Raw genomic sequence first — 22,756 nt, 5'->3', positions numbered from 1 at the left:
TAAGCCCCGGTAAGCGCAGCGCCACCGGGGATATCGACAGGTTCAGAAGTATTTCCGCAAATACTCCGTCAGACACAGTATCGCCATCGCCTGCCCGTACGGCATCGACGTCAGCGGGATCTGGCGATAAAACTCAAGAGCGCTTCCCATCCCCGTACCGAACGACGTTTGCAGCAGTTCCCCTTCCGGCGAGATATTTTTCACGATACCGCGAATCGCTTTTTCTGCCACTTCGGCATACTCCGCGCCAACGTAGCGCTTGCGCACCGCCTTCAGGATGCCGTAAGCAAACCCGGCGGTAGCCGATGCTTCAAGATACGAATTCGGATCGTCGAGCAGCGTATGCCACAGCCCACTCTCGTCCTGACATTTCGCCAGCGCCGCAACTTGCGCGTTCAGCACCTGCACCAGATAGCGGCGCACGGCGTTGTTTTCCGGCAGATCCACCAGCTCGAGGAAGTCCGGGATCACGATAGTGAGCCAGCTGTTGCCGCGCGCCCAGCGGGCATTGGCGAAGTTATGGTTGCCGTCGTAGCTCCAGCCGTGGAACCACAGGCCGGTCTCCCGATCCATCAAGTTTTGCACGTGCAGCAGGAACTGATAGACCGCCTCTTCAACGTACTCCGGCTTATTGAGCAGCTTGCCGATTTTCGCCAGCGGCAGGACCGTCATCATCAGCGTATCGTCCCACATCTGCTGATGGTTCTCTTCCGCGAGGGTGATGTGCTGCATGCCACCGTGTTCGGTGCGCGGCATCTCATTCATCGCCCATTCCGCCCAGCTTTCCAGCCACGGCAGCCAGGCCGGGTTTTTCGTCTCTTCGTAGCGATAGGCCAGCGTCAGGAACGGCGACATGGTATTCACGTTTTTGGTGGTTGCGCCTTCCGCAAAACGGTCGGCAAACCAGCCGTCGATAATCTCGCGCATAACGTCGTCGCCGGTCTGGCAGTAGTACTGCCAGATCCCATACAGGCCGACGCCGTGCGTCCATTCCCATCCGGCCCAGCCTTTTGTGTCGATTACGCGCCCGTCGTCCAGCCGCAGCAAAAATTGCCCCGTTTTGTCGTGGATATTGACCAGGTTATGCGTCACCTTTTGAATCAGCGACTTCAGCTCGTCCCGGGCGATAAAGCGCTCGGGTTGACGCAGTAACGGGCTATGTTTGACAGGCCAAACTTTCATCATCTTAACCTCTGTTGTATGTCGAATTCAGTACCGCGCGATCCTTCAGCGAAGGTGCCGCCGGTTTATTACGATTCAGATAACCAATGTTGTTGTTGCCCCACAGTGACTCGTAAGGTATGCCGGCCAGCATTTCCACTGTCTCGCGGGCCTGTGGCGTAGCGGCTTGTGGCATCGCCCGGCCGGACTCGCGCATTTTGGCGGTCTCTTCGCGCAGCGTGCTGTGGGTCTGCAAATTGAGCTTGAAGCGCAGGGAAACGAGGAAGCCGCAGAACAGCACCAGAATGGTGCCCACGCTCAGGATCATCAGAATCGTGTGGCTCACTTCCGCAGGCTGCACTTTCTGACCGCTGACAAAGCCGGACATCTGCATCACGATGCCCACCAGCATCACCGCACCGGCCTGTGACGCCTTACGGGTCAGGGTCATGATGCCCGCGAAGATCCCCTCGCGGCGCTGGCCGGTGATCACTTCATCCACGTCGGCAATGTAGGTGTAGGTGTTCCACGGGACGTAGTTGATACCGCCGCGACCGAGGCCCGCCACCGCAGAGATCAGCAACAGCAGAGAGTAAACGTCGCTCAGACCCGCGTAGTAGAGCACGGCGTAAGAAATTGATGCCAGACCAAACAGCACCACCACCATGCGGTAAGACGGCGCAGGCCCGAAGCGAATGCACAGCGGGATCATCCCGATTACGGCCAGGAACTGGAAGATGGCCATCGTGCCCAGCAGGTTGGACGCCATAGAGGCTTCTTGCATCAGTACGAACACCACGTGGTAAGTGAACACCGCGTTAAAGACGTCCTGCGCGATGTATCCACCGAGGTACATACCCAGATGCTGGCGGAAAATCTTGATACGCAGCGTCGAGCTTAACTCCACGAACAGACGGTTCAGGCTCTGGCCCAGCGTCAGCTTCTTCTTCTCCTCTTCTGCACGCAGCGCCGCTTCAGACCACTCCTCACGCGGGCGCTCCCAGGTAAAGAACCAAACGAAGGTCAGCATCAGCGCGCAAAGCACGGAGAAAACCAGGCTTGCGTAGAAGAAGGAAACCGCGTTGTCTTTCCCGAAATGGGTCAGCAGGATCCCCGGCAGGAAGGAAGCCAGAATGGCGGACATCTGCGCCATAGAGATACGCGCCCCGGAGAACTTGGTTTTCTGTTTAAAGTCATCGGTCATTTCCGGTACCAGCGTTTCGTACGGCACCAGAATCATGGTGTAGACAATATCAAACACCAGATAGGTCAGCAGGTAGTACCAGAAGCTCATGTCCCCTACCCACATCAGCGAGTAGCTGAACACGCACGGAATCCCCAGCAGGATAAAGAACTTACGGCGACCAAAGCGCTTGCCGAGCCAGGTTGTACCAAAGTTATCGGTCAAAAAGCCCATCAGCGGGCTGACAACGGCATCCAGCACCCTTGCGGCGGCAAAGATGAACGTTGCTTCAATCGGTGTGAGTCCACAGAAGGTGGTATAAAAATACAAAAGCCAGGCCGCCGTCAGCGCAGTGGTACCCGCGCCGAGGAAATCACCTGACCCGTAAGCAAGATAATTTGCGAGTCCAATTTTACGTGTTTTCATTGCCGTCAACCCTAATCAGTTTTGGGAGACTCCCTGTAAGCAAACCTCGTCCGGGAGTTTTTACACGGCTACAGTAAAAGTATCGACTTGTTGATACCTTTCTGTTTCTGCCATCGCACAGAGGTGAATGGCAAAAATGCAAAGAGTGTCGTCACGCGTGTCACTGATTTATAAAACAGCGTTTCTATTGCATCAAAAGGTGAGGTCAATTTTGCGAGCCAGCCATCAGATTTGCCTGAAGGCTGGCGAAAAGGCAGGCAGTTAACGGTAGTTGACGATGACGGAATTGCGCTGAACCTTCAGCGCCGGGATCAGGCGACCGCCACCCGGCACCTCCCAGATAAAGCGTAAAGGCTCGACGGCGGGCACACCGTTGAACGCCTGGGTCGTTCCGCTTTCACCGTCTATTTCGGTACAGCGCGTCTGAGAGCAGAGACGCACCCGCAGCCCGGCGGGCGTCGGGCCAATCAGCGTATAGTTCCAGACCACCAGCGTCATGAGGCCAGAAGCCGGTTCCGGCGGCGACAGTGGACGCGAAGACATTGCCACCCCGCGATTGTTTAGCGTGACGCCCATGCTGCTGGCCTGCCACGTTCCCTCACCTGCGGCCTGCGCCGCCAGCGGGAAAAGGAGTACCCATAGCCACTTCCGCATTATTTTCCTCCAATGGTCGCCGTCATACGAATGTGGCGATTGTCCGACAGCTCCATATTCGACAGCACCACCAGCTGGTTCAGGCTACGACGCAGGAAGCGTGAAAGCAGCGGCCTCAGTGCATGATTCACCAGCAGAACCGGCGGCGCACCCAGCATCTCCTGACGCGCCAGCGCCTCCTGCGTCTGCGCCAGCAAGCGGTCGGCCAGACCCGGCTCAAGGCCACCACCACCCTGCAACGCCTGCAGCAGCAGACGCTCAAGCGGCGTATCGAGGCCAATCACCTGCACTTCTCCGGTGCCAGGGAACCACTGCTGGGTGATCGCACGGCCCAGCGCCACGCGTACCACCGCCGTCAGCTCGTGCGGATCGCTTTGCAGCGGCGCGTGCTCGGCCAGTGTTTCCAGGATGGTGCGCATATCGCGGATCGGCACCTTCTCATCAAGCAGGTTTTGCAGCACCTTGTGCAGCGTGGTCAACGTCAGCACGCCCGGAACCAGATCTTCCGTCAGCTTCGGCATCTCCTGCGTCACGCGGTCAAGCAGTTGCTGCGCTTCCTGACGCCCAAACAGCTCGGCGGAGAACTGCCCAATCAGGTGGTTGAGGTGGGTCGCCACCACGGTACTGGCTTCAACAACGGTATAGCCCTGAATCTGCGCCTGCTCTTTCAGGGCGCTCTCAATCCGGATAGCCGCCAGGCCAAAGGCCGGATCGATGGTTTGCTCGCCCGGCAGCGTGCCCGCGGCGGTGCCGGGGTTAATCGCCAGCCAGCGGCCCGGATAGGCATCACCACTGCCAATTTCGACACCTTTCATCAGAATGCGGTAGCGCGCGGGCGGCAGATCCATATTGTCGCGAATGTGAACAACCGGCGGCAGGAAGCCCATATCCTGGGCGAATTTTTTACGGATACTGCGAATACGCCCCAGCAGTTCGCCATCCTGCTGGAAGTCCACCATCGGGATCAGGCGATAGCCCACTTCCATCCCCAAAGAATCTTCCAGCTGTACGTCGTTCCAGGTGGCCTCCACGGCCTGGGTATTTTCCGGCATTTTCACCGGCGCCGGCTCTGCCGCCGGTTTCATTTCACGTCCGCGCATCCACCAGGCCAGGCCCAGCAGGCCCGCGGTGAACAGCAGGAACACCAGGTTTGGCATTCCCGGCACCATGCCGAGCAGGCCTAACACCGCCGCCGACAGCAGCATCACGCGGGGGTTGCTGAACAGCTGCCCCACCATCTGCTCACCCACGTCCTGATCGGTACTCACGCGGGTGACGATTACGCCTGCTGCGGTCGAGATAACCAGCGCCGGGATCTGGGCGACCAGACCGTCACCGATGGTCAGCAGCGTATAGCTTTCCGCCGCGTGGCCCATGTCCATCCCGTGCTGGAGGACGCCGACCAGCAGCCCCCCGACCACGTTGATGACCATGATCAGGATGCCCGCGATGGCATCGCCGCGCACAAACTTACTCGCACCGTCCATCGAGCCGTAGAAGTCCGCTTCCTGCGTCACCTCCGCACGGCGCTTTTTCGCTTCATCTTCTGCGATAAGCCCGGCGTTCAGGTCGGCGTCGATCGCCATCTGCTTGCCCGGCATCCCGTCCAGCACAAAGCGCGCGCCGACTTCCGCGATACGCCCCGCACCTTTGGTGATAACCATAAAGTTGATGATCACGAGGATGACAAACACCACGATACCGATGGCAAAGTTACCGCCCACGAGGAAGTGGCCAAACGCCTCAACCACTTTACCCGCCGCCGCCGCGCCGGTATGGCCTTCCATCAGAATGATACGGGTAGACGCCACGTTCAGCGCCAGTCGCAGGAGCGTGGTAAACAGCAGAATGGTCGGGAACGCCGCAAATTCCAGGGTACGCTGGGTGAACATTGCCACCAGCAGCACCATGATGGACAACGCAATGTTGAATGTGAAAAGCAGATCGAGAATGAACGCCGGGAGCGGCAGTACCATCATCGACAGAATTAGCAGGATGAGAATCGGCCCGGCAAGGATCTGCCATTGGGTCGATTTCAGGTTGCCGGGCAGGCGCAACATTGCCACCAGATTAGCCATCAGTGTCCTTCTCGTTCAAAAAATCCAGCGCGTCAGGCACCGGAAGGTTTTCAGGTTTCACAGGTCGTTGACCGCCAGCCAGACGCCAGCGTTTTAATTGCCATACCCAGGCCAGCACTTCCGCCACGGCGGCGTAGAGTTGTCCTGGGATCTGCTGCCCAATTTCCGCATGGCGGTATAAGGCACGCGCCAGCGGTGGCGCTTCAAGAATGGGGACGCGGTTCTCCGTCGCGATTTCACGGATACGCAGCGCGATAAGCCCAGCCCCCTTTGCCACCACTTTTGGCGCACTCATTTTGTTTTCGTCATACTGCAGCGCAACGGAATAGTGGGTCGGGTTGGTGACGATCACATCGGCTTTAGGCACGTCTTCCATCATGCGTCGACGAGCAGCCGCACGCTGCATCTGGCGGATACGCCCTTTCACGTGCGGGTCACCTTCCATCTGCTTATATTCGTCACGAATATCCTGACGCGACATGCGCAGCTTCTTGAAGTGGCTATAGAGCTGGAAGATGACGTCGAAGCCCACCATCGGGATGATGCTCAGCACCACCAGCAGCGAGCAAAGCCCGATGAGGTTCATGGCGTTGCGCATGGCGCTGAGCGGCGATTCGCTGATCAGGCGCATCATGTCAGGCCAGTTATGCCACAGATAAAACCCGGCAGCGCTGCCCATCAGGGTCGATTTGAGGATGGCTTTAACCAGCTCAGCCCCGGTCTGGGCCGAAAACATACGAGCTATACCGGGAAACGGGTTGAGTTTAGAAAACTTGGGCTGCAGTGATTTGCCACTGAACACCAGACCACCCAGCATGATCGGCGACACTATCGCCACCAGCACCACGCCGGTAATCAGCGGCAGTAAGGCGATCATTGCGCCTTTAATCAGAATAATGATTTGCCCCAGAATGAGATTGGGATCGTTGACCATGCTGTGGTCAAAACGTAACCCAGAAGAGAGCATCCCCGCCAGTTTACGGGCGAGCGACTCCCCACCCAGCCAGATAATGCAGACGCCTACGATAAGGATCAGCAGGGATGTCAGTTCTCGGGATCGGGGGATCTGCCCTTCCTCACGCGCTTTTTCAAGTCGGTGGGGTGTGGGGGCTTCCGTTTTGTCGTCGTTCTCTTCTGCCACAGTGCATGCTCAGCCCATTACGTCATGGGTATCATGCCAGCACAGAGAAAATCCAATGGCGGGAAAAGCCCGTTTATTCGGGCTCTTTTCGGAGATTCTTGATTTTGCCGCCTCGGGCCGCGTTAACAACCTGAGGCGGCAGACATGCTTAGAAGCCGAGGCTGTCCAGCAGGTCGTCCACCTGGTCCTGGCTTGCCACAACGCCCGCTTTGGTGGCGTCGAGCTGTGGGCCATTGAGCAGGCTTTCGTTCTCGCGTTTCGGACGAGCAGCCGGTTCCGGGATGTTCTCCAGCAGCACCATCAGCAGCTGACGTTCAATCTCCTGAATCACATCCATCATGCGCTTGATAACCTGACCGGTGAGGTCCTGGAAATCCTGCGCCATCATGATGTCCAGCAGCTGTGCGTTTGTGAAACTAGTGTGGCCCGGCACATCGCCCAGGAACTGGCGGGTATCGGTCACCAGCTCGCGCGCGTCAGCCAGCTCGATAGGGTTTTCAAACCACTCATCCCAGCGCTGGGTCAGCGCTTTCGCGCCCTTCTCCATCGCGTCCTGGTGCGGCTGTGACGCTTCAACGCTGTTCAGCGCACGTTCAGCGGCCTGCGCGGTCATCTGCACAACGTAGTCCAGACGGTCACGCGCATCAGGAATCGCTTCTGCTGCTTCGGCGATAGCCTGATCCAGTCCCAGTTCACGCAGACTATCGCGCAGCATGCGCGTCAGGCTACCAATGCGGGCGATAATGTCGCTCGGTGAATGTTCTTCAACGGGTTTCATAGCAGGTTGCAACATATCCATCACCTCACATGCCGAGTTTCTCGAAGATCTTGCCGAGCTTCTCTTCCAGGGTTGCTGCAGTGAATGGCTTCACCACATAGCCGCTTGCGCCCGCCTGGGCTGCTGCAATGATGTTCTCTTTTTTCGCTTCTGCGGTCACCATCAGCACCGGCAGTGACGCCATACCGGCATCGGCACGAATGGTTTTCAACAGTTCCAGACCATCCATGTTCGGCATGTTCCAGTCGGAAATCACAAAACCAAAGCCACCCGCCTGCAGTTTGTTCAGCGCATCAACGCCGTCTTCTGCTTCTTCAACGTTGTTGAAGCCCAGCTCTTTCAGCAGGTTACGCACGATGCGACGCATGGTGGAAAAGTCATCCACAACCAAAAATCTGAGCTCTTTGTCCGCCATAAAACTACACTCCTCTTTAAATACGTATTGCCTGTCCGGCACTGATTTTCGCCAGCATCTGCTGGCTTACCTGGCTAAGATCGACCACTTCGCTCACGCCACCCATATTGATGGCCTCGCGCGGCATGCCGAACACCACACAACTTGCTTCATTCTGCGCAATCGTCCAGGCGCCAGCCTGGTGCATCGCAAGCATTCCGGCGGCACCGTCGTTGCCCATCCCCGTCAGGATCACCCCCACGGCGTTGCGCCCCGCATGTTTCGCCACCGAATGAAACAGCACATCCACCGACGGACGGTGCCGGTTAACCGGCGGTCCGTCATGAATTTTGATTTGATAGTTCGCGCCGCTGCGCGACAGCTCCATATGCTTATCGCCCGGCGCGATGTACGCGTGTCCCGGAAGCACGCGCTCGCCGTCTTCCGCCTCTTTCACGCTGATCTGACACAGTTTGTTCAGGCGTTCAGCGAACGAGCGGGTAAATCCCGGCGGCATATGCTGCGTAATGAGAATACCCGGACTTGATAGCGGCAATGGCTGGAGTACATGACGAATTGCCTCTGTTCCTCCGGTTGACGCCCCAATCACCAGCAGTTTTTCCGAGCTGAGTAACGGACCGGCCTTCAGTGTTGCCGGTGCCGACATCGGTTTGTGCGCCGCAAGCTTCGCCCGGGACGCGGTGCGAATCTTCTCGGCAATCATCTCGCTGTAGGCCAGCATCCCTTCGCGGATGCCGAGCTGAGGCTTGGTGACAAAGTCCACCGCCCCCAGCTCGAGCGCGCGCAGGGTGATTTCCGAGCCTTTCCCGGTCAGGGAGGAGACCATCACCACCGGCATCGGGCGCAGGCGCATTAATTTTTCAAGGAAATCGATGCCATCCATGCGCGGCATTTCGACATCCAGCGTCAGTACGTCGGGGTTATATTTTTTAATTAAATCCCGCGCTACCAGAGGATCGGGGGCGGTCGCCACCATCTCCATATCGCTGTGGCTATTGATGATTTCAGTCATGATCTGGCGCATCAGCGCCGAATCATCGACAGACAATACCCTGATTTTACTCATGCTTTTTCCTTACTCAGCGCATATACCGTTTGCCCACGCAGGCTAAACTCACGCGCGAGGTTGCTGAAGTTTTCCGAGTGCCCGGCAAACAGTAAACCGTCAGGCTTGAGCAACGGAACAAAGCGACGCAAAATGTCCTGCTGCGTCGTTTTATCAAAATAGATCATAACGTTACGGCAAAAAATGGCGTCGAATGGACCCGGCACGTTGTACTGCTTATCCAGCAGGTTAACGGGCGCGAATTCGACGCAGTTCGCCAGCTCCTGGCGTACGCGTACCAGGCCTTCATGCGGGCCAGTGCCGCGCATGAAGTAACGCTGCAGCTGCTGAGGCGACAGCGTTTTCAGTTCGTCCTGGCGATAAACACCGTTACGCGCCTTCTCCAGCACCTCGGTGTCGATATCGCTGGCGTAGACTTTCCAGCGTCCGGGCGCCATGCCCAACGTGTCTGCAAGTGTGATCGCCAACGAGTACGGCTCTTCACCCGTCGAGGCAGCCGCACTCCAGACGCGATACTCGCCGCTACGTCGACGCGCGTGGTCCGCCAGCACCGGGAAGTGGTGAGCTTCACGGAAAAACGCCGGCAGGTTGGTGGTTAATGAGTTAATAAAAGCCTGCCATTCGGCGCTGTTCTGGTTCGCTTCAAGCATGCTCAAATAGCGACCAAAATCATCCAGTCCAAGCGTGCGCAAGCGCCGCACCAGCCGGTTGTAGACCATGTCTCGCTTATGATCCGCAAGCACGATCCCCGCACGCTGGTAGATTAACTGACATATCCGACGAAAATGCGCGTCGGACAGCGCGAGGCGCTGTGTCATCTGTAACAATAATGACGTTTGCCCTGAGGGCGTGGGTGATGTCATAGCGCCTTCTTAATCACATTCAGGATACAACTGGCACGGCCTGCGACCGCCCGACTTCTGTTACTGCTTCAACGTGCTCTTTGACATTAAACACCGCGACCAGCCCGGTGAGATGGTCAGCCTGGTTTGCCAGCTGATCGGTCGCGGCTGCCGCCTCTTCCACTAACGACGCGTTCTGCTGCGTGACCTGATCCATCTGGCTGACGGCCTGGGCCACCTGCTCGATCCCACGGCGCTGCTCATCCGACGCCGAGGCGATTTCACCCATGATGTCGTTAACCCGGGTGACGGAAGTGACAATCTCGGTCATGGTTTTCGCCGCCGTATCGACCAGGGCAGAACCCTGCTGCACACGGGAGACCGACTCTTCTATCAGCCCTTTAATCTCTTTCGCCGCGTTGGCGCTGCGGCTCGCCAGGTTGCGCACTTCGCCCGCAACGACCGCAAACCCGCGCCCCTGCTCGCCCGCACGCGCCGCTTCAACGGCGGCGTTGAGCGCCAGAATATTGGTCTGGAATGCGATACCGTCAATCACGCTGATGATGTCGCCAATTTTCTGCGAACTGGCGGCGATATCCTGCATGGTGCTGGCCACGTGAGAGGCCTGGTCGCCCCCTCGCTTCGCCGTCATCGCCGCCTGTTTTGACAGATCCGACGCCTGACGCGCGTTGTCGGCGTTCTGGCTTACCGTCGCGGTCAGCTGTTCCATACTGGCCGCCGTCTGCGCCAGCGAGGCCGCCTGCTGTTCGGTGCGGGATGAGAGATCGTTATTGCCAGCTGCAATCTCTGAGATCCCGGTGTGCATGGCATAACTGCCCTGCCGCACGTCGCTCACCGTTTCCCGCAGCGATCCCTGCATCGCCTTCAGGCTGGCAAAGATGGCCGAAATTTCGTTCTTCCCGTACACCGCCACCGGACGCGCAAGGTTGCCTTTTGCAATGCTGTCGAAGTGGCTGCTGATAATCGCCAGCGGTTGCACAATCATCTTGCGTGCCCAGAACAACGCGCCGCCGGTCAGCAACCCCGCCAGAATCACGACCACGGCAAAGATGACGCCCGACATGTGATAGCTGGTACGGCTCGCTTCACCGGCACGCTGAACAGACTGGTTAATATCCTGCTGCCACGCGTTAAAGCTGCCGTCAAACGCCGCCTGAGACGCCTGTACCGGCGCGGTCATGAAATCCGAAAGCTGGTTGTTTTCAAGCCAGGTCGCCTGGTGGTCCAGATCGCTGTACCACTGTTCAAAATTCTTTTTCATGGCCGCTTTCAGCGCTTTCTCTTTCTCGCTGTCGGTGGCCTGCGCCGTGAAGGCTTTAAACTGTGCGTCAGCCTGCTTCAGGCTGTCGCGCGCGGTCGCCATCAGCGCCTTGATGTCATCCGGCGGATAGCTCAACGCGGTCAAGGTTCCCGCCTTGTTCAGCGCAGTACTTGCCTGCAACAGCACGGCACGGGTTTGTGCCAGCGAGGAGCGCTGCTGATTACTCGTCTCGACTTCCTGCAAATTCTGATAACCATCGCGAAACGCCCAAAAAGACAACCCGTTACTGCCAACCTGCAACACACCGCAAAGGATCAGAATCAAAAACAGTGTGGTCGAGATACGAATACGATTTAACATCCACGCTCCCATCAAGCGGCAAGCAGCCGCGGTTTAATTGTCAGTCAAAATGTTTCCCAGTTTTCTTCTTGTCCGGTCGTCGTGGTACGCGTAGGTGTTGCTGCCGTTGCTGCGGCGGGTGCACGATACATCGTATGTGAATCGACCGTTTTTGCTGCGAGTGAAGCGAGACGAAACGCCGAGACGGCCATCTTCAGACGGCTCGCCTGGTCTTCCAGCGCAGCGGCCGCCGCAGCGGACTCCTGCACCAGCGCGGCGTTTTGTTGTGTCACGCGATCCATTTCCGATACCGCCAGGGCGACCTGGTCGATACCACGACTCTGTTCATCAGACGCAGAGGCGATTTCACCCATGATGTCCGTTACGCGGGTAACGGCATTCACGATGTCATTCATGGTCTCCCCTGCACTTTCTACCAGCACGGAGCCGGTATCCACGCGGGAGACGGAATCTTCAATCAGGGCTTTGATCTCTTTCGCCGCATTGGCGCTGCGGCTGGCGAGGTTACGCACTTCCCCAGCCACCACTGCAAAACCGCGGCCCTGCTCACCGGCACGCGCTGCCTCAACGGCGGCGTTCAGCGCCAGAATGTTGGTCTGGAAGGCAATGCCGTCGATGACGCTGATGATGTCGGCGATTTTCTTCGAGCTGTCGGCGATTTCGTGCATGGTTTTCACCACGCCATCCACCACGCGACCGCCGCGCTGCGCCGTCTCAGAGGCGCTTTCTGCCAGCTGAGACGCCTGACGGGCGTTATCGGCGTTCTGCTTCACGGTGGCCGTCAGTTCTTCCATGCTGGCTGCGGTCTCTTCCAGAGCAGACGCCTGCTGTTCCGTACGGGAAGAGAGGTCGTTATTCCCCATCGCAATTTCGCTGGTGCCGGTATAGATTGCCTCGGATCCGTTACGCACGTTGGTGACGGTCTCCACCAGCGAGCGCTGCATATGGTCAACGCTGTTTGCCAGTTCGGTGATCTCGTTGCGCCCGGACACGGTCAGCGTTTTGGTCAGATCGCCTGAGGCGATGTCGCGGATATGCGCAATCACGCGGCCCAGCGGGTTGAGAAGGATGTGACGAATGCCGTACCAGACGGCCACCAGCACGATGACCAGCGCCAGCGCCAGCACGGCCATCTGCCATTTAGCGAAACGGTAGTCGTTCTGGCTTTCAGTAAATGCGGAGTGGTACAAGTCGCTGCTGGCTTTGGCATATTCACCCAGCGCCGCACCGAGTGCGTTTTGCATCCCCTGCGTCGGCTGAGCGAAATAGGCATCCATGTTGCCGCTCTCCAGGAACTGGATAAGCTCCGTCAGCCCGGCAAAGTAGGCGTTGTATTTCTCATCAATATTGGCGCTCGCCTGCTCCATCGCAGGCTGCGGGGCAATCTTTTTGAAGGCGTCGTAATGTTTTGCCGCGTCGGCAAGCGTCGCACGCGCGTTTTTCAACAGGTCCGTTTTCGCGCTGCTCTGCTGATTGTTGGGATCCATCATCATGCGCGCGGACGAACGGCTCAGGTTGATACGCGTTTGCAGCATCAGATCCCACGTCGTGGTCAGTTCACTCTGCTGCAGCCGCAGATCGTTCGAGGCCACGAAGCTGTCCTGGTTCTGTTTTAACGACGAAAAAAAGAGGCTACCGGAAATAAGCTGAAGAAGTGCGAAAATGACCAGCACCATCATGAGCATTGTGACAACGCGGATACGGTTCAACATACAACACCTTCTCATAGATTTATTAACGGTGTTATCGGCACAGGCCACAGGAACTTTACATTTGCGAAAGGGAAAAGCGCGGGGTTAAAACGCCACGTCGACAATCAGCGTATCGGTGTAGGTTCCGGCGGGAGGCGTGGCCTGGCTGGTCAGGACTTTTGCGGTGTAGTTATAGGTACGCAGTAAACCGTCGGTGCTGACCTGCGACGATGTCGCGCTGGTCCAGCGCTCGCTGCCGCTGCTGCCCCAGCGGTTGGTCGTGGCTTCTTTATAAATGTCATAGCTCATGGTGTTGCTGCCGCTGACCATCCGACGGACATTATTGAGGGCGTTGGCACCATTATTAATGCCGATAGTGTAGGTGCTGCCTTTGGTGCAGGTGACGGCAATGGCCTGCGAGACGGTAGGGAAACTTTGTACCAGCGGTGCGCGGTTGAAGTTCACGTCCGGCGTGGTCATGGCGCTGCAGTCGTTGGTGACGGTCATGTTAAGCAGAATGGTGGTCGTTGCGGTTCCCGTCTGGGGGGACGTACAAAGGCTTCCAATACCTAAGGCACAGACGTTGTAGTTGATGCTGAAGGTCAACAGCACCTGATAAGGGCCTGCGGTAACGTTTTGTCCGGCGACGGTGCGGAAATAGAGCGGAATGTTGTACTGCTTTGACCCGAGCAATCCCAGCAATGTGTTGCCGCTCCAGGTATACGCTTTGCTTATCTGTACCTCGCTGCTGCTCGCGCACCCGGATAATCCGCACAGCCGGGTTGGGATCACGTCCGTAATAGCCGCATTATCCGTGCGCTTCATGGTGGCGCGGCTGTTACCCGAAACCGAGGCCGAGGTGAAGTTCAGCGTCACCGAGTCGCTGGTCAGAACGTTGAGTACGGCATCACACGCCACCACCAGCGTGCCGGTGGTTTCCACCTCCCCGTTTCCGCTGAGCGCGAACGAGGTGACGCTGCCAAACGATGCATTGACCGTACTGACGGTGCACGCCGCCCAGCCGCCGCCGGAAAACAGCAGCAGCATCCACAGCAGCAGGCGCGTCATGGCCCCTCCCGGCACACCAGTGGACCGTAGGTTTGCAGCTTGTGCTCCGGATTAGCTCCCACAGTCAGCGTGGCCTTGCAGCGTTTTCCGTCTGGTGCGATCACCTCGAGCGGATTCACATCGCTGAGATTTTCCAGCCAGGCGATGCCGTCATACCCCACCACCGCGTTGCTGCGCGAGACGCGTCGGACCTGGCTTCCCACGGGCAACGCCTGTCCGTGCGCATCATGCAGAATAACGCTGGCCACCCGCTCCTGCTCCATCGGGAAATCGACCAGATAGCCGCTGTGACGGCGAATGGCGATCCGGCGCTCCGTCTCTTTCAGGCGGGTATCCGCGGGCAGATTCAGGGTATCAATCCGGTAGCTTGCCGGGTAATACGCCGACACCCCGCTCACCAGCAGGTAACCGTTATTATTTGTTTTACCGACGGGCTGGTTTTCATAGCTGACGGGCACGTCCGGGTGGCCGTCGGTACTGATCACCACAAACGCATCGTTGATTTTGTTCGCTGCAAACAGCTCGCCGTCCATAAGCACAACGGATCCCATCGCCTCGCCCCACCAGGTCATGGTGTCCCTTTCGCCATAGCCGCCGCCCTGCAGCTCGATGTTGTTATTGCGCCAGCCCAGCGTTCCCTGTTGATAATCACTGGCTCTTGACTGGTTGGCCCAGGCCATATTCCAGCTGAACCCACCGTCAGAAGGCATAGCGTGGTTGTAGTTAATGCGCTGAGTACTGCCTGCGTCCGGGGTGTTCTCAACGGTGACGGCAGCGCTGTCGCGCTCCCCGAGCGGCACCTGAAGCGACAGCGCAACGGTCCAGTCTCCGCGCTGCTGATCCCGGCTGCCGGCGAGGTAAATACTGCTCGCGCCCCACAGGTTGCGGCTCCAGGAGAGATTAAGCAGCTCGGTTTTTTGACCGTCAAAACTCTCCACGCCGATCCAGGCCGCGCCGATGTTGCCGTACTGTCCCAGATTGAAGGTGAGAGAATACTGGTCCGTATTGCGGCTGAAGCTGGCGATGGGTTTATCGTTTTCGTCATAGACCGTCGGCTGGTCGTAAAGGGCGAGGTTGCCAAAGCCGCGGTCGCGACGCGTGTGCTGGGTGGCGAGGCTAAACTCGCTGGTGCTGTACTGGTAACCCCAGTTGATTTGCCCGCCCTCGTCACCGCGCATGCGACTTTGCGAGTAAGAGGTATTCACCACGCCAAACTGGCCGAGTTTTATCACCGTCCCCGCCCCGCCCAGCGCCAGCTCCTGCGCCCCTTCCGCGTGCCCCGCCAGCGTCAGCCAGTCCGTCATCCCGTAGCGATACGAGCCGCTGCCTGCTGCCGAACCGTAGTCAAAATTCTTGATACCGTAATTACGCCGCAGGCTGCCCAGGGTCACGGCACCGTCGCTCAGCCCTTGTTTAAGCAAGTCGCTGGTGACGTAGAACGGGAGCGTGGTGCTCACCTGTCGCCCCAGCGCATCCGTCGTGACCAGCACCGCATCCCCGGCACCGTTGATATGGGGCAGATTAGTCAGGGTGAAGGGGCCAGGCTGGAGCTGGGTTGAACCGGAACGATAGCCGTTGATAAAGAGATCGACCGAGGTGGGTACTGCGGCTTCCCCCGCGAACTCGGGCAGCGGCCATGTCACCAGATCGGGACGCAGGGAGAAATCCCGCCCGACGCTTACCCCACCCATCCGCACGCTGGAGCTCCAGCTCAGGGCATCGCTGATCACATCCCCGACGCTCCAGCTCATCGCGTCATCTTCATTCGTGAACAGCAGGGTCGTGTCATAGCGAACATACCCTTCCTGCTGGCCGTCGTTACCGGTGAAGTTTTCCCGGGCGTAGCCGGTGGAGGAAAAGGAGCCGTTCTCGTTGAAGTAGCGAAACTCATGCCAGAGCGACGCCTGGCCGCCGATATGTTCCGTGTGGTTGGTGTAGAGATCGTAATTCAGCAGCGCCCCGCGCCCGTAGTGCGGTTTGGCCTGCGCCGTTTGCGCGTTGAAAGGGGTCACGCGGGCCGTCACCCAGTCGCGGGGAACGGTCAGCAGCAGGCGCTGCGCGGCGCTGTCGTACGCCACCCGAACCTGATCAAGCGAGGAGAGATTCACCTCTCCGGCAGGAACATGCGCCGGGGGCAGCCCCGCGCGCAGCAGGTCGGCGCTGGAAATAAAGAAAGCGCCTTTACGCTGCGTCACCGGCACGACCAGACCAGTATCGTAGTGGTTGAGCACGAGGGCGAGCTGGAAGACCGCTTCATCATTTATCGCCTGTGCCTGAGGAGGTGGCGGCAAACTGTCGTCGCCGGGCTCGGCCAGGGTCGCGGAACTGACGCAAAGCAGTATCATCATCGCTGGCTTCAGTTTACGGGCGTCGACTGCCATTGTGCTTCCCTGGCATTAATCTGCGCGCTCATCCGCTCTGGCTGACGAACGCCAGCGGGTACTGGCCAGCTGCGGGTGCTGCCCGGAAGGACGTAACCCAGTAATCCCTCCGCTACCGTGCGTTTCTGCCCTCCCTGCTCCAGCGCCACCTGGCTCAGCCTGACATGAACATCACCCCGGTTTCGAACCTCCAGCACAGGCTGTCCACCCGCCTGCGTCACCCGCCAGCTCAGATTTTGGGTCTCAGCCAGCGCGTGGTGCGCGCCCTCTTTTATAGTCGGAACCCCCTGGCCATACACAAACAGAGGGATGGAGTAGCGCATCTGCAATTTGAGGCCGATGGCGGGTTCGGCTTTGGCATCTGGCTGGGGAATTTCATCCACGATGATGCGATAAGCCTGTTCGATACCTGCGGGAACTGAAGCCTGTTTGATAAGGCGAATGAGCTGCTTGCTGCCGGTACCAATCGTGACGATGGGCGGGCTGGCGACCACATCCTGCTGCGCAGTATAGCGCTCGTGTCCATCCTCCTGTTTCCAGCGCACGATGCGGACCTGCATCGTCGTGGCACTGTTTCCCTGGTTCTGGATCCACAGCTCCGTGGCGTTAGCGTCCGCAGCCAGCCACGGATCGATCGGCCACAGCAGGATAGGGGCGGCCGCCTGCACCTGCCCGGTCGCCACCGTCATGCTCAACGCACCCGCCAGACAAACAGGTCTGAAAAATGGCTTCATCAATACTCTCCCTTTATTACCATGACAAGGTCACGGTGAGCTGATCGGTATAGGTTCCTGCCGGGCTAAACCCGGTCAGTAGCGCCACGCCGAAAAGCGGCAGCGCGATGTTATTGCTGTTGGCATAGGTCACCGGTATCGCCTGGTTGACGCCAATTTCGCTGTTGGCGGCCAGCGAGCTGCTGCTGTAGAGCCGGTACGGCACCAGTTCTGTTCCACCTGACCGCTTCATCCGACGAACGGATGAATAATTTTGACCGCCGTTAATGCTCATGCTCAGCGCCACGCCCGGCGTACAGGCGATGGACAACGCCCCGTTTGGCACAAAGCTGGTGCTGACCGGCGCGCTCTCGACGCCGTTATGACTACCAAAGTCCAGCGTGCCGAAAAGCCCGCCGCTACCGGTAGCCACCGCGCATCCGGGTACAATCGTGGCGCTGACCTTAAAGGACTGAGACGTCACCGCATCCGCCGTCGGCATCATGAGCAATACAACCATCAGCGTGAAAAAAGGGTGCACGCGTCCCTCTGCGCGTTTGCGCAGACTTGTCAATGTTGCCTTCATGGCGGTAGAGGACTAGTAGGTGACGCTGACGTTAATCGTGTCGGTGTAGGTCCCCGGTACGACCGTCACGCTGTTGCCGCCGCCGGTAATACGCCCGTAGAGGGTGTAACTGTCTACCCCTCCGGCCGTAGAGGCGATCGGCAACGCGGCGTTATTGGCAATCACGGTATTAAACCCGCTGTCGCTGTACAGGCTGTAAGCCACGCCCTGTGCCGTATTGGAGGTGTTAACCAGATAGCGCGCAGGGGTGCCTGGCGTGCCGACAACGGTGCCGGGGGCGGTGGAGTTGGTGTTGCCGACGATCGCCACCGTATAGCTGGCGGTCGTGCACTGAATGGTGAAGGTGTTTCCGCCGCTGGCACCGGAGAGCTGCGTGGTCAGGGTAGAAAACGTGGCAGGATGGGTCCCGAAATCGAGCGTACCGAAGTTAATGCCACTTTGCGCGGGCGATCCGTTTATCAGACACCCGTTTGTCAGCGTCAGCGTCGCGCCGATGGTGCCGCTGCTGGTCACGGCCAAAGCCTGAGGGGCCATTGTCGCAGCCAGTAACGAGCCTGCGCAGATCAAAAGGCGTTTTCTTTTCATTTACCACTCTCCAGAAGACGTCGCCGTTCCCTTGCCACATTTTATTTTTGCTGTTCAAGATGTTAGCCCCGCTTAAGGTTCCTCTGAGAGGGGTTATTGAGAATTTAGTTTACGGATATCGCTTCGACCACCTTCGCCATTACACATAAGCCATATGTCTTATTGACTCCGTTTTTTTATAAATAACAGAGAGTTAAATTCTTTCAGGCGGCGATTTTGTTTTATCAGAAGAGAATATATCCATTAAAGTGTGATCTTAATCACAATATATCGTCAGCGCATTCACAACAAATTTAATAAAACTTAAAAAGGAGTTGTATCCCCCTACGCTTTGCGTCAATTTATGGGCCGAATAATTTCCCGTTTCGTAATAAAAAATTTATATGTATCGACGCGGGCTACATCTGAAGCGCATAGAGGGTCTTTTTTCGTGGCAAGTGCAAACAAACTCACACTCTTCATCGTGATATTCATGCTGGCGGGTATTCTTTCAGGGGCAGCAATTCATGAATATGCATCTGCGGATGCCATCAAAGCCTGGGCGGATAATATTACTCTTCTGACCGATATTTTCCTCCGTCTGATCAAAATGGTGATTGCGCCCCTGGTCTTCAGCACGCTGACCGTTGGCATTATGAAGCTGGGCGAAACCTCCACCATTGGCCGCGTAGGCGGCAAAGCGATGGTGTGGTTTATCAGCTCATCCGTGCTCTCTATTCTGGTGGGGCTGTTTATCGTCACCCTCGAGCATCCGGGAAGCGGTCTGAACCTGACGGTGCCGACAGAAGCTGTGGATACCGGCCTGGCCGTCAGCGGCATGACGCTGAAAGCCTTCCTGTCGCACACCATTCCGACCAGTATCGCAGGGGCGATGTCGAACAATGAGATCCTGCAGATTGTGGTGTTCTCAATGTTCTTCGGCATTGCTGGCGCATCGCTGGGGCAGAAATTCAACGCGCCGCTGGTGGCCGCGCTGGATGTGGTTTCCCATATCATGCTGAAGGTCACGGGTTACGTGATGTACGTTGCGCCGCTGGCCATTTTCGCGGCGATCTCCTCCGTCATCGCCACGCAGGGTCTGGGCATTCTGCTGAACTACGCCTCCTTTATCGGTGGCTACTATGTGGCGATCCTGCTGACCTGCATGGTGCTGCTGGCCGTGGGTTACATGGTACTGAAAAAAGAGGTGTTTCGCCTGGTCAGCATGCTGAAAGATCCGGTCCTGGTGGCCTTTACCACCAGCAGCTCTGAAGCCGCCTACCCTAAAACGCTGGAACAGCTAGAGCGTTTTGGCTGCTCGCGCAGTGTTGCCTCTTTCGTCCTGCCGATTGGTTACTCCTTTAACCTGGTGGGCTCGATGGTGTACTGCTCTTTCGCCTCGATGTTTATCGCCCAGGCATACAACATTCACCTGAGCTTCTCGGAAGTGACGGTTCTGATGCTGACTCTGATGCTGGCGTCAAAAGGCATTGCGGGCGTACCGCGCTCGTCGCTGGTGGTGCTGGCGGCAACGATCCCAAGCTTTAATATTCCGGTGGCCGGGATTCTGCTGCTGATGGGCATCGACCACTTCCTGGATATGGGCCGTTCGGCGATTAACGTGCTGGGGAATGGTATTGCGACGGCGATGCTGTCGCAGAATGAAGGTGCGCGGGAAGCGGAAGCAGATCTGGTGGAGCAGGAAGCGTAAGGATGTAAAAAAGGGTGAGGCCTGATGCCCTCACCCCAGCCCTCTCCCACAGGGAGAGGGAGCAAACACAAAAAACGGCAACCTGGGTTGCCGTTTTGCATTTACTTACGCTACATGACTCGCGGCGATATCCAGCAGCGCCATCTCGTCGCTGTTCAGCAGCTTCTCAATGTTCACCAGAATCAGCATACGCTCGCCGAGCGCGCCCAGGCCAGTGAGGTATTCGGTCGACAGCGTGACCGCAAATTCCGGCGCAGGACGGATTTGGTCAGAGGTCAGGGAGAGTACGTCCGATACGCCATCCACCACGATACCCACCACGCGCTGTCCCAGGTTGAGGACGATCACCACGGTGTTGTCGTTATACTCCACGTCGCCCTGGCTGAACTTCACACGCAGATCGACGATAGGCACGATCACGCCGCGCAGGTTGGTCACGCCTTTGATAAACGCAGGCGTGTTAGCGATGCGGGTAACCTGATCGTAACCACGAATTTCCTGCACTTTCAGGATATCGATGCCGTACTCCTCATCACCCAAAGTGAATACCAGGAATTCCTGCCCTGATGGCTCGCCCGCCAGCTTCGTTACATTACTCATACCGGTCATGTTTTTACCTTCTACTTAATCAGGCGGCTGTGTACGCCACACGTTGTTCACGATTTAATCCCTGAAGCGCCGACACATCGACGATCAGCGCCACGCTGCCATCGCCCAGAATGGTCGCAGCAGAAATCCCCGGCACTTTGCGGTAGTTGCTTTCGAGGTTCTTCACCACCACCTGGTGCTGACCAATCAACTGATCGACCAGCAGCGCGTAGCGGCGACCGGCACTTTGCAGGATGACCACGATGCCCTGCGTGGCTTCGGTTTTCGCGCCGTCCACTTCGAACACTTTCCACAGTTCAACCAGCGGGAGATACTCGCCGCGCACTTCCAGCACGCGCTCACCACCCGCCAGCGGATGCAGATCTTCCTCACGTGGCTGCAGGGATTCCATCACTGCGTTCAGCGGCAGAATGAAGACTTCGTCCGCCACTTTGACTGACATGCCGTCAAGGATCGCCAGCGTCAACGGCAGCAGGATGCGAATGGTGGTGCCGGAACCCTGTTTAGACTGGATCTCAACGTGGCCGCCCATCTCCTGGATGTTACGTTTCACCACGTCCATGCCCACGCCGCGCCCGGACACGTCGGTCACCTGCTCGGCGGTTGAGAAGCCCGGCGCGAAGATCAGCATGCCCACTTCTTCGTCGGTCATGTTTTCGTTAACCGCCATGCCCTGCGAAATCGCCTTCGCGAGAATACGCTCGCGGTTCAGGCCCGCGCCGTCATCGGTCACTTCGATGCAGATGTTCCCGCCCTGATGTTCCGCGGAAAGAATCAGGTTTCCGACAGGGGATTTCCCCGCCGCCACGCGGTTTTCCGGCAACTCAATGCCGTGGTCCAGGCTGTTACGCACCAGGTGCGTTAACGGGTCAATGATGCGTTCAATCAGGCTTTTGTCCAGCTCGGTGGAGCTGCCCATCAGCGTCAGTTCGATCTGCTTATTGAGCTTGCTGGCCAGGTCGCGCACCAGGCGCGGGAAGCGGCTGAAAACATATTCCATCGGCATCATACGGATGGACATCACCGATTCCTGCAGATCGCGGGCGTTACGTTGTAACTGACCCATGCTGGTGATGAGATCGCCGTGGGTTACCGGGTCCAGTTCGTTAGAACGTTGTGCCAGCATCGACTGGGTGATCACCAGCTCACCGACGAGGTTAATCAGCTGATCAACCTTCTCAACCGCCACGCGGATGCTGGTGGATTCGCTGGAGCGCGCGGCCGGTTTTTCACCGCGGGCAGGTGCAGCCGTATCTTTCGGCACGGCTTTTAATGCAGGCGTGGCCGGTACGACGGCAGGCGCAGCCGCTTGTGCGACCTCTTCCACTGCGACAGGGGCATCGACTGCTGCGGTTTCAGTTTCAAAGGCAATTTGGTCGGCTTCGATAACAAAGCACAGCACCGCCACAATATCGTCCTGACTGATACCGTCATCCAGCGTCGCGGCAAGGCTGTCTTTGCCTTTCACCACGTTGCTCAATGTCGCCAGGTTGCCCAGTTCTTCTTCGAGAAGGTTGACTTCGCTCTCTTTAAGACGGGATAACACCACGCGCAGTTTCGCCGGGCGGTCGGCAACGGGCGCCGCGTCCTGTGCGGCCATGGCATCAACAACGCTCAGCTTCGCCGCCGGTACGGCAGCGACCACGTCACCTTTTGCTTCCAGCGCCAGCTGGCGCAGCGCGTTGCAGATGTATTCAAAGCTGGCGGCATCAGGCTCTGCCGAACTTTTATAGGCGTCGAGCTGTTCCTGCATAATATCTTTGGTTTCCAAAAACAGGTTGATAATGTCGGTATTGAGCTGCATCTCACCGCGTCGTGCTTCATCCAGCAGGTTTTCCATTAAATGGGTCGTTTCCTGCAAAATGGTAAATCCAAAGGTCCCTGCACCACCTTTAATAGAATGCGCTGCACGGAAAATGGCATTGAGCTGCTCTGAATCCGGTGCTTCAGGCACCAGGTCCAGCAGGTGTTGCTCCATATCGGCCAACAGTTCATCGGCTTCATCAAAAAATGTCTGGTAAAAATCGCTAATATCCATGCTCACGCT

General features: G+C 57.8%; 19 protein-coding genes. 1 reads left to right on the top strand and 18 read right to left on the bottom strand.

Going from position 1 to position 22,756, the window contains the following annotated elements; all coding sequences use genetic code 11:
* Positions 1-42 precede the first annotated feature (42 nt).
* The 16 genes from bglB to ENTMO_RS0114925 form a co-directional block, all read right to left on the bottom strand.
* Positions 43-1,182, bottom strand: coding sequence for a beta-galactosidase BglB (bglB, locus tag ENTMO_RS0115000; RefSeq protein ID WP_010432544.1), 1,140 nt, complete (start codon positions 1,180-1,182; stop codon positions 43-45).
* Positions 1,183-1,186: 4 nt separating this feature from the next.
* Positions 1,187-2,770 carry an MFS transporter gene (locus ENTMO_RS0114995; protein ID WP_010432542.1) on the bottom strand — a complete coding sequence of 528 codons (1,584 nt, stop codon included), beginning with the start codon at positions 2,768-2,770 and terminating at the stop codon, positions 1,187-1,189.
* A 261-nt stretch (positions 2,771-3,031) separates the two neighbouring features.
* A complete protein-coding gene (gene flhE, locus ENTMO_RS0114990) occupies positions 3,032-3,427 on the bottom strand; it encodes a flagellar protein FlhE (RefSeq protein ID WP_029485122.1) in 396 nt (131 codons plus the stop codon).
* Positions 3,424-5,502, bottom strand: coding sequence for a flagellar biosynthesis protein FlhA (flhA, locus tag ENTMO_RS0114985; protein ID WP_010432538.1), 2,079 nt, complete (start codon positions 5,500-5,502; stop codon positions 3,424-3,426). The genes flhE and flhA overlap by 4 nt, the downstream gene beginning before the upstream one ends.
* A complete protein-coding gene (gene flhB / locus ENTMO_RS0114980; RefSeq protein WP_010432535.1) occupies positions 5,495-6,643 on the bottom strand; it encodes a flagellar biosynthesis protein FlhB in 1,149 nt (382 codons plus the stop codon). The genes flhA and flhB overlap by 8 nt, the downstream gene beginning before the upstream one ends.
* A 148-nt stretch (positions 6,644-6,791) precedes the next feature.
* Positions 6,792-7,436, bottom strand: coding sequence for a protein phosphatase CheZ (gene cheZ, locus ENTMO_RS0114975; protein WP_029485121.1), 645 nt, complete (start codon positions 7,434-7,436; stop codon positions 6,792-6,794).
* Between the two features lie 10 nt (positions 7,437-7,446).
* Positions 7,447-7,836 (bottom strand): chemotaxis response regulator CheY, encoded by a 390-nt coding sequence (cheY, locus tag ENTMO_RS0114970; protein ID WP_010432528.1) that lies wholly within the window; start codon positions 7,834-7,836, stop codon positions 7,447-7,449.
* Positions 7,837-7,852: 16 nt separating this feature from the next.
* On the bottom strand, positions 7,853-8,902 hold the full coding sequence (locus ENTMO_RS0114965; protein ID WP_010432526.1) for a protein-glutamate methylesterase/protein-glutamine glutaminase: 1,050 nt from the start codon (positions 8,900-8,902) through the stop codon (positions 7,853-7,855).
* Entirely contained in the window at positions 8,899-9,765 is an 867-nt protein-coding gene (gene cheR / locus ENTMO_RS0114960) for a protein-glutamate O-methyltransferase CheR (RefSeq protein WP_010432524.1), read from the bottom strand. The genes ENTMO_RS0114965 and cheR overlap by 4 nt, the downstream gene beginning before the upstream one ends.
* Before the next feature lie 19 nt (positions 9,766-9,784).
* Positions 9,785-11,386: a methyl-accepting chemotaxis protein IV gene (gene tap / locus ENTMO_RS0114955; protein WP_010432521.1), complete on the bottom strand. Its 1,602-nt coding sequence runs from the start codon at positions 11,384-11,386 to the stop codon at positions 9,785-9,787.
* A gap of 44 nt (positions 11,387-11,430) precedes the next feature.
* Positions 11,431-13,098 carry a methyl-accepting chemotaxis protein II gene (gene tar, locus ENTMO_RS0114950; protein WP_010432518.1) on the bottom strand — a complete coding sequence of 556 codons (1,668 nt, stop codon included), beginning with the start codon at positions 13,096-13,098 and terminating at the stop codon, positions 11,431-11,433.
* Between the two features lie 84 nt (positions 13,099-13,182).
* Positions 13,183-14,145 carry a Csu type fimbrial protein gene (locus tag ENTMO_RS0114945; RefSeq protein WP_010432515.1) on the bottom strand — a complete coding sequence of 321 codons (963 nt, stop codon included), beginning with the start codon at positions 14,143-14,145 and terminating at the stop codon, positions 13,183-13,185.
* Positions 14,142-16,526, bottom strand: coding sequence for a fimbria/pilus outer membrane usher protein (locus ENTMO_RS0114940; RefSeq protein ID WP_010432509.1), 2,385 nt, complete (start codon positions 16,524-16,526; stop codon positions 14,142-14,144). The genes ENTMO_RS0114945 and ENTMO_RS0114940 overlap by 4 nt, the downstream gene beginning before the upstream one ends.
* The gene (locus ENTMO_RS0114935; protein ID WP_010432508.1) at positions 16,502-17,260 is read right to left on the bottom strand and encodes a fimbrial biogenesis chaperone; all 759 of its coding nucleotides are present in this window, start codon (positions 17,258-17,260) and stop codon (positions 16,502-16,504) included. The genes ENTMO_RS0114940 and ENTMO_RS0114935 overlap by 25 nt, the downstream gene beginning before the upstream one ends.
* A 16-nt stretch (positions 17,261-17,276) precedes the next feature.
* Positions 17,277-17,759: a Csu type fimbrial protein gene (locus ENTMO_RS0114930; protein ID WP_444508710.1), complete on the bottom strand. Its 483-nt coding sequence runs from the start codon at positions 17,757-17,759 to the stop codon at positions 17,277-17,279.
* Between the two features lie 78 nt (positions 17,760-17,837).
* The gene (locus ENTMO_RS0114925) at positions 17,838-18,410 is read right to left on the bottom strand and encodes a Csu type fimbrial protein (RefSeq protein ID WP_010432504.1); all 573 of its coding nucleotides are present in this window, start codon (positions 18,408-18,410) and stop codon (positions 17,838-17,840) included.
* Positions 18,411-18,840: 430 nt separating this feature from the next.
* On the opposite strand from ENTMO_RS0114925, the gene ENTMO_RS0114920 reads away from it, so the two are divergent.
* A complete protein-coding gene (locus ENTMO_RS0114920; protein WP_010432503.1) occupies positions 18,841-20,100 on the top strand; it encodes a dicarboxylate/amino acid:cation symporter in 1,260 nt (419 codons plus the stop codon).
* Between the two features lie 105 nt (positions 20,101-20,205).
* Here the strand turns inward: ENTMO_RS0114920 and cheW are convergent, their stop codons facing one another.
* Together cheW and cheA are read right to left on the bottom strand one after the other, a co-directional pair.
* Positions 20,206-20,709: a chemotaxis protein CheW gene (gene cheW / locus ENTMO_RS0114915; RefSeq protein WP_010432502.1), complete on the bottom strand. Its 504-nt coding sequence runs from the start codon at positions 20,707-20,709 to the stop codon at positions 20,206-20,208.
* Between the two features lie 19 nt (positions 20,710-20,728).
* On the bottom strand, positions 20,729-22,753 hold the full coding sequence (cheA, locus tag ENTMO_RS0114910; RefSeq protein WP_010432489.1) for a chemotaxis protein CheA: 2,025 nt from the start codon (positions 22,751-22,753) through the stop codon (positions 20,729-20,731).
* Positions 22,754-22,756 lie beyond the last annotated feature (3 nt).

This window comes from Enterobacter mori LMG 25706 (assembly GCF_000211415.1).
GTDB classification, from domain to species: domain Bacteria; phylum Pseudomonadota; class Gammaproteobacteria; order Enterobacterales; family Enterobacteriaceae; genus Enterobacter; species Enterobacter mori.
This window is presented reverse-complemented; position numbering and strand designations above follow the sequence as displayed.

What these genes read in the sequence shown, in the direction of transcription:
- tar (WP_010432518.1), bottom strand. Translation starts at nt 13,098, where the DNA reads ATGTTGAACCGTATCCGCGTTGTCACAATGCTCATGATGGTGCTGGTC.
- tap (WP_010432521.1), bottom strand. Translation starts at nt 11,386, where the DNA reads ATGTTAAATCGTATTCGTATCTCGACCACACTGTTTTTGATTCTGATC.
- cheR (WP_010432524.1), bottom strand. Translation starts at nt 9,765, where the DNA reads ATGACATCACCCACGCCCTCAGGGCAAACGTCATTATTGTTACAGATG.
- ENTMO_RS0114935 (WP_010432508.1), bottom strand. Translation starts at nt 17,260, where the DNA reads ATGAAGCCATTTTTCAGACCTGTTTGTCTGGCGGGTGCGTTGAGCATG.
- flhA (WP_010432538.1), bottom strand. Translation starts at nt 5,502, where the DNA reads ATGGCTAATCTGGTGGCAATGTTGCGCCTGCCCGGCAACCTGAAATCG.
- bglB (WP_010432544.1), bottom strand. Translation starts at nt 1,182, where the DNA reads ATGAAAGTTTGGCCTGTCAAACATAGCCCGTTACTGCGTCAACCCGAG.
- cheY (WP_010432528.1), bottom strand. Translation starts at nt 7,836, where the DNA reads ATGGCGGACAAAGAGCTCAGATTTTTGGTTGTGGATGACTTTTCCACC.
- ENTMO_RS0114995 (WP_010432542.1), bottom strand. Translation starts at nt 2,770, where the DNA reads ATGAAAACACGTAAAATTGGACTCGCAAATTATCTTGCTTACGGGTCA.
- ENTMO_RS0114925 (WP_010432504.1), bottom strand. Translation starts at nt 18,410, where the DNA reads ATGAAAAGAAAACGCCTTTTGATCTGCGCAGGCTCGTTACTGGCTGCG.
- ENTMO_RS0114930 (WP_444508710.1), bottom strand. Translation starts at nt 17,759, where the DNA reads ATGGTTGTATTGCTCATGATGCCGACGGCGGATGCGGTGACGTCTCAG.
- cheZ (WP_029485121.1), bottom strand. Translation starts at nt 7,436, where the DNA reads ATGTTGCAACCTGCTATGAAACCCGTTGAAGAACATTCACCGAGCGAC.
- ENTMO_RS0114965 (WP_010432526.1), bottom strand. Translation starts at nt 8,902, where the DNA reads ATGAGTAAAATCAGGGTATTGTCTGTCGATGATTCGGCGCTGATGCGC.
- ENTMO_RS0114940 (WP_010432509.1), bottom strand. Translation starts at nt 16,526, where the DNA reads ATGGCAGTCGACGCCCGTAAACTGAAGCCAGCGATGATGATACTGCTT.
- cheW (WP_010432502.1), bottom strand. Translation starts at nt 20,709, where the DNA reads ATGACCGGTATGAGTAATGTAACGAAGCTGGCGGGCGAGCCATCAGGG.
- ENTMO_RS0114945 (WP_010432515.1), bottom strand. Translation starts at nt 14,145, where the DNA reads ATGACGCGCCTGCTGCTGTGGATGCTGCTGCTGTTTTCCGGCGGCGGC.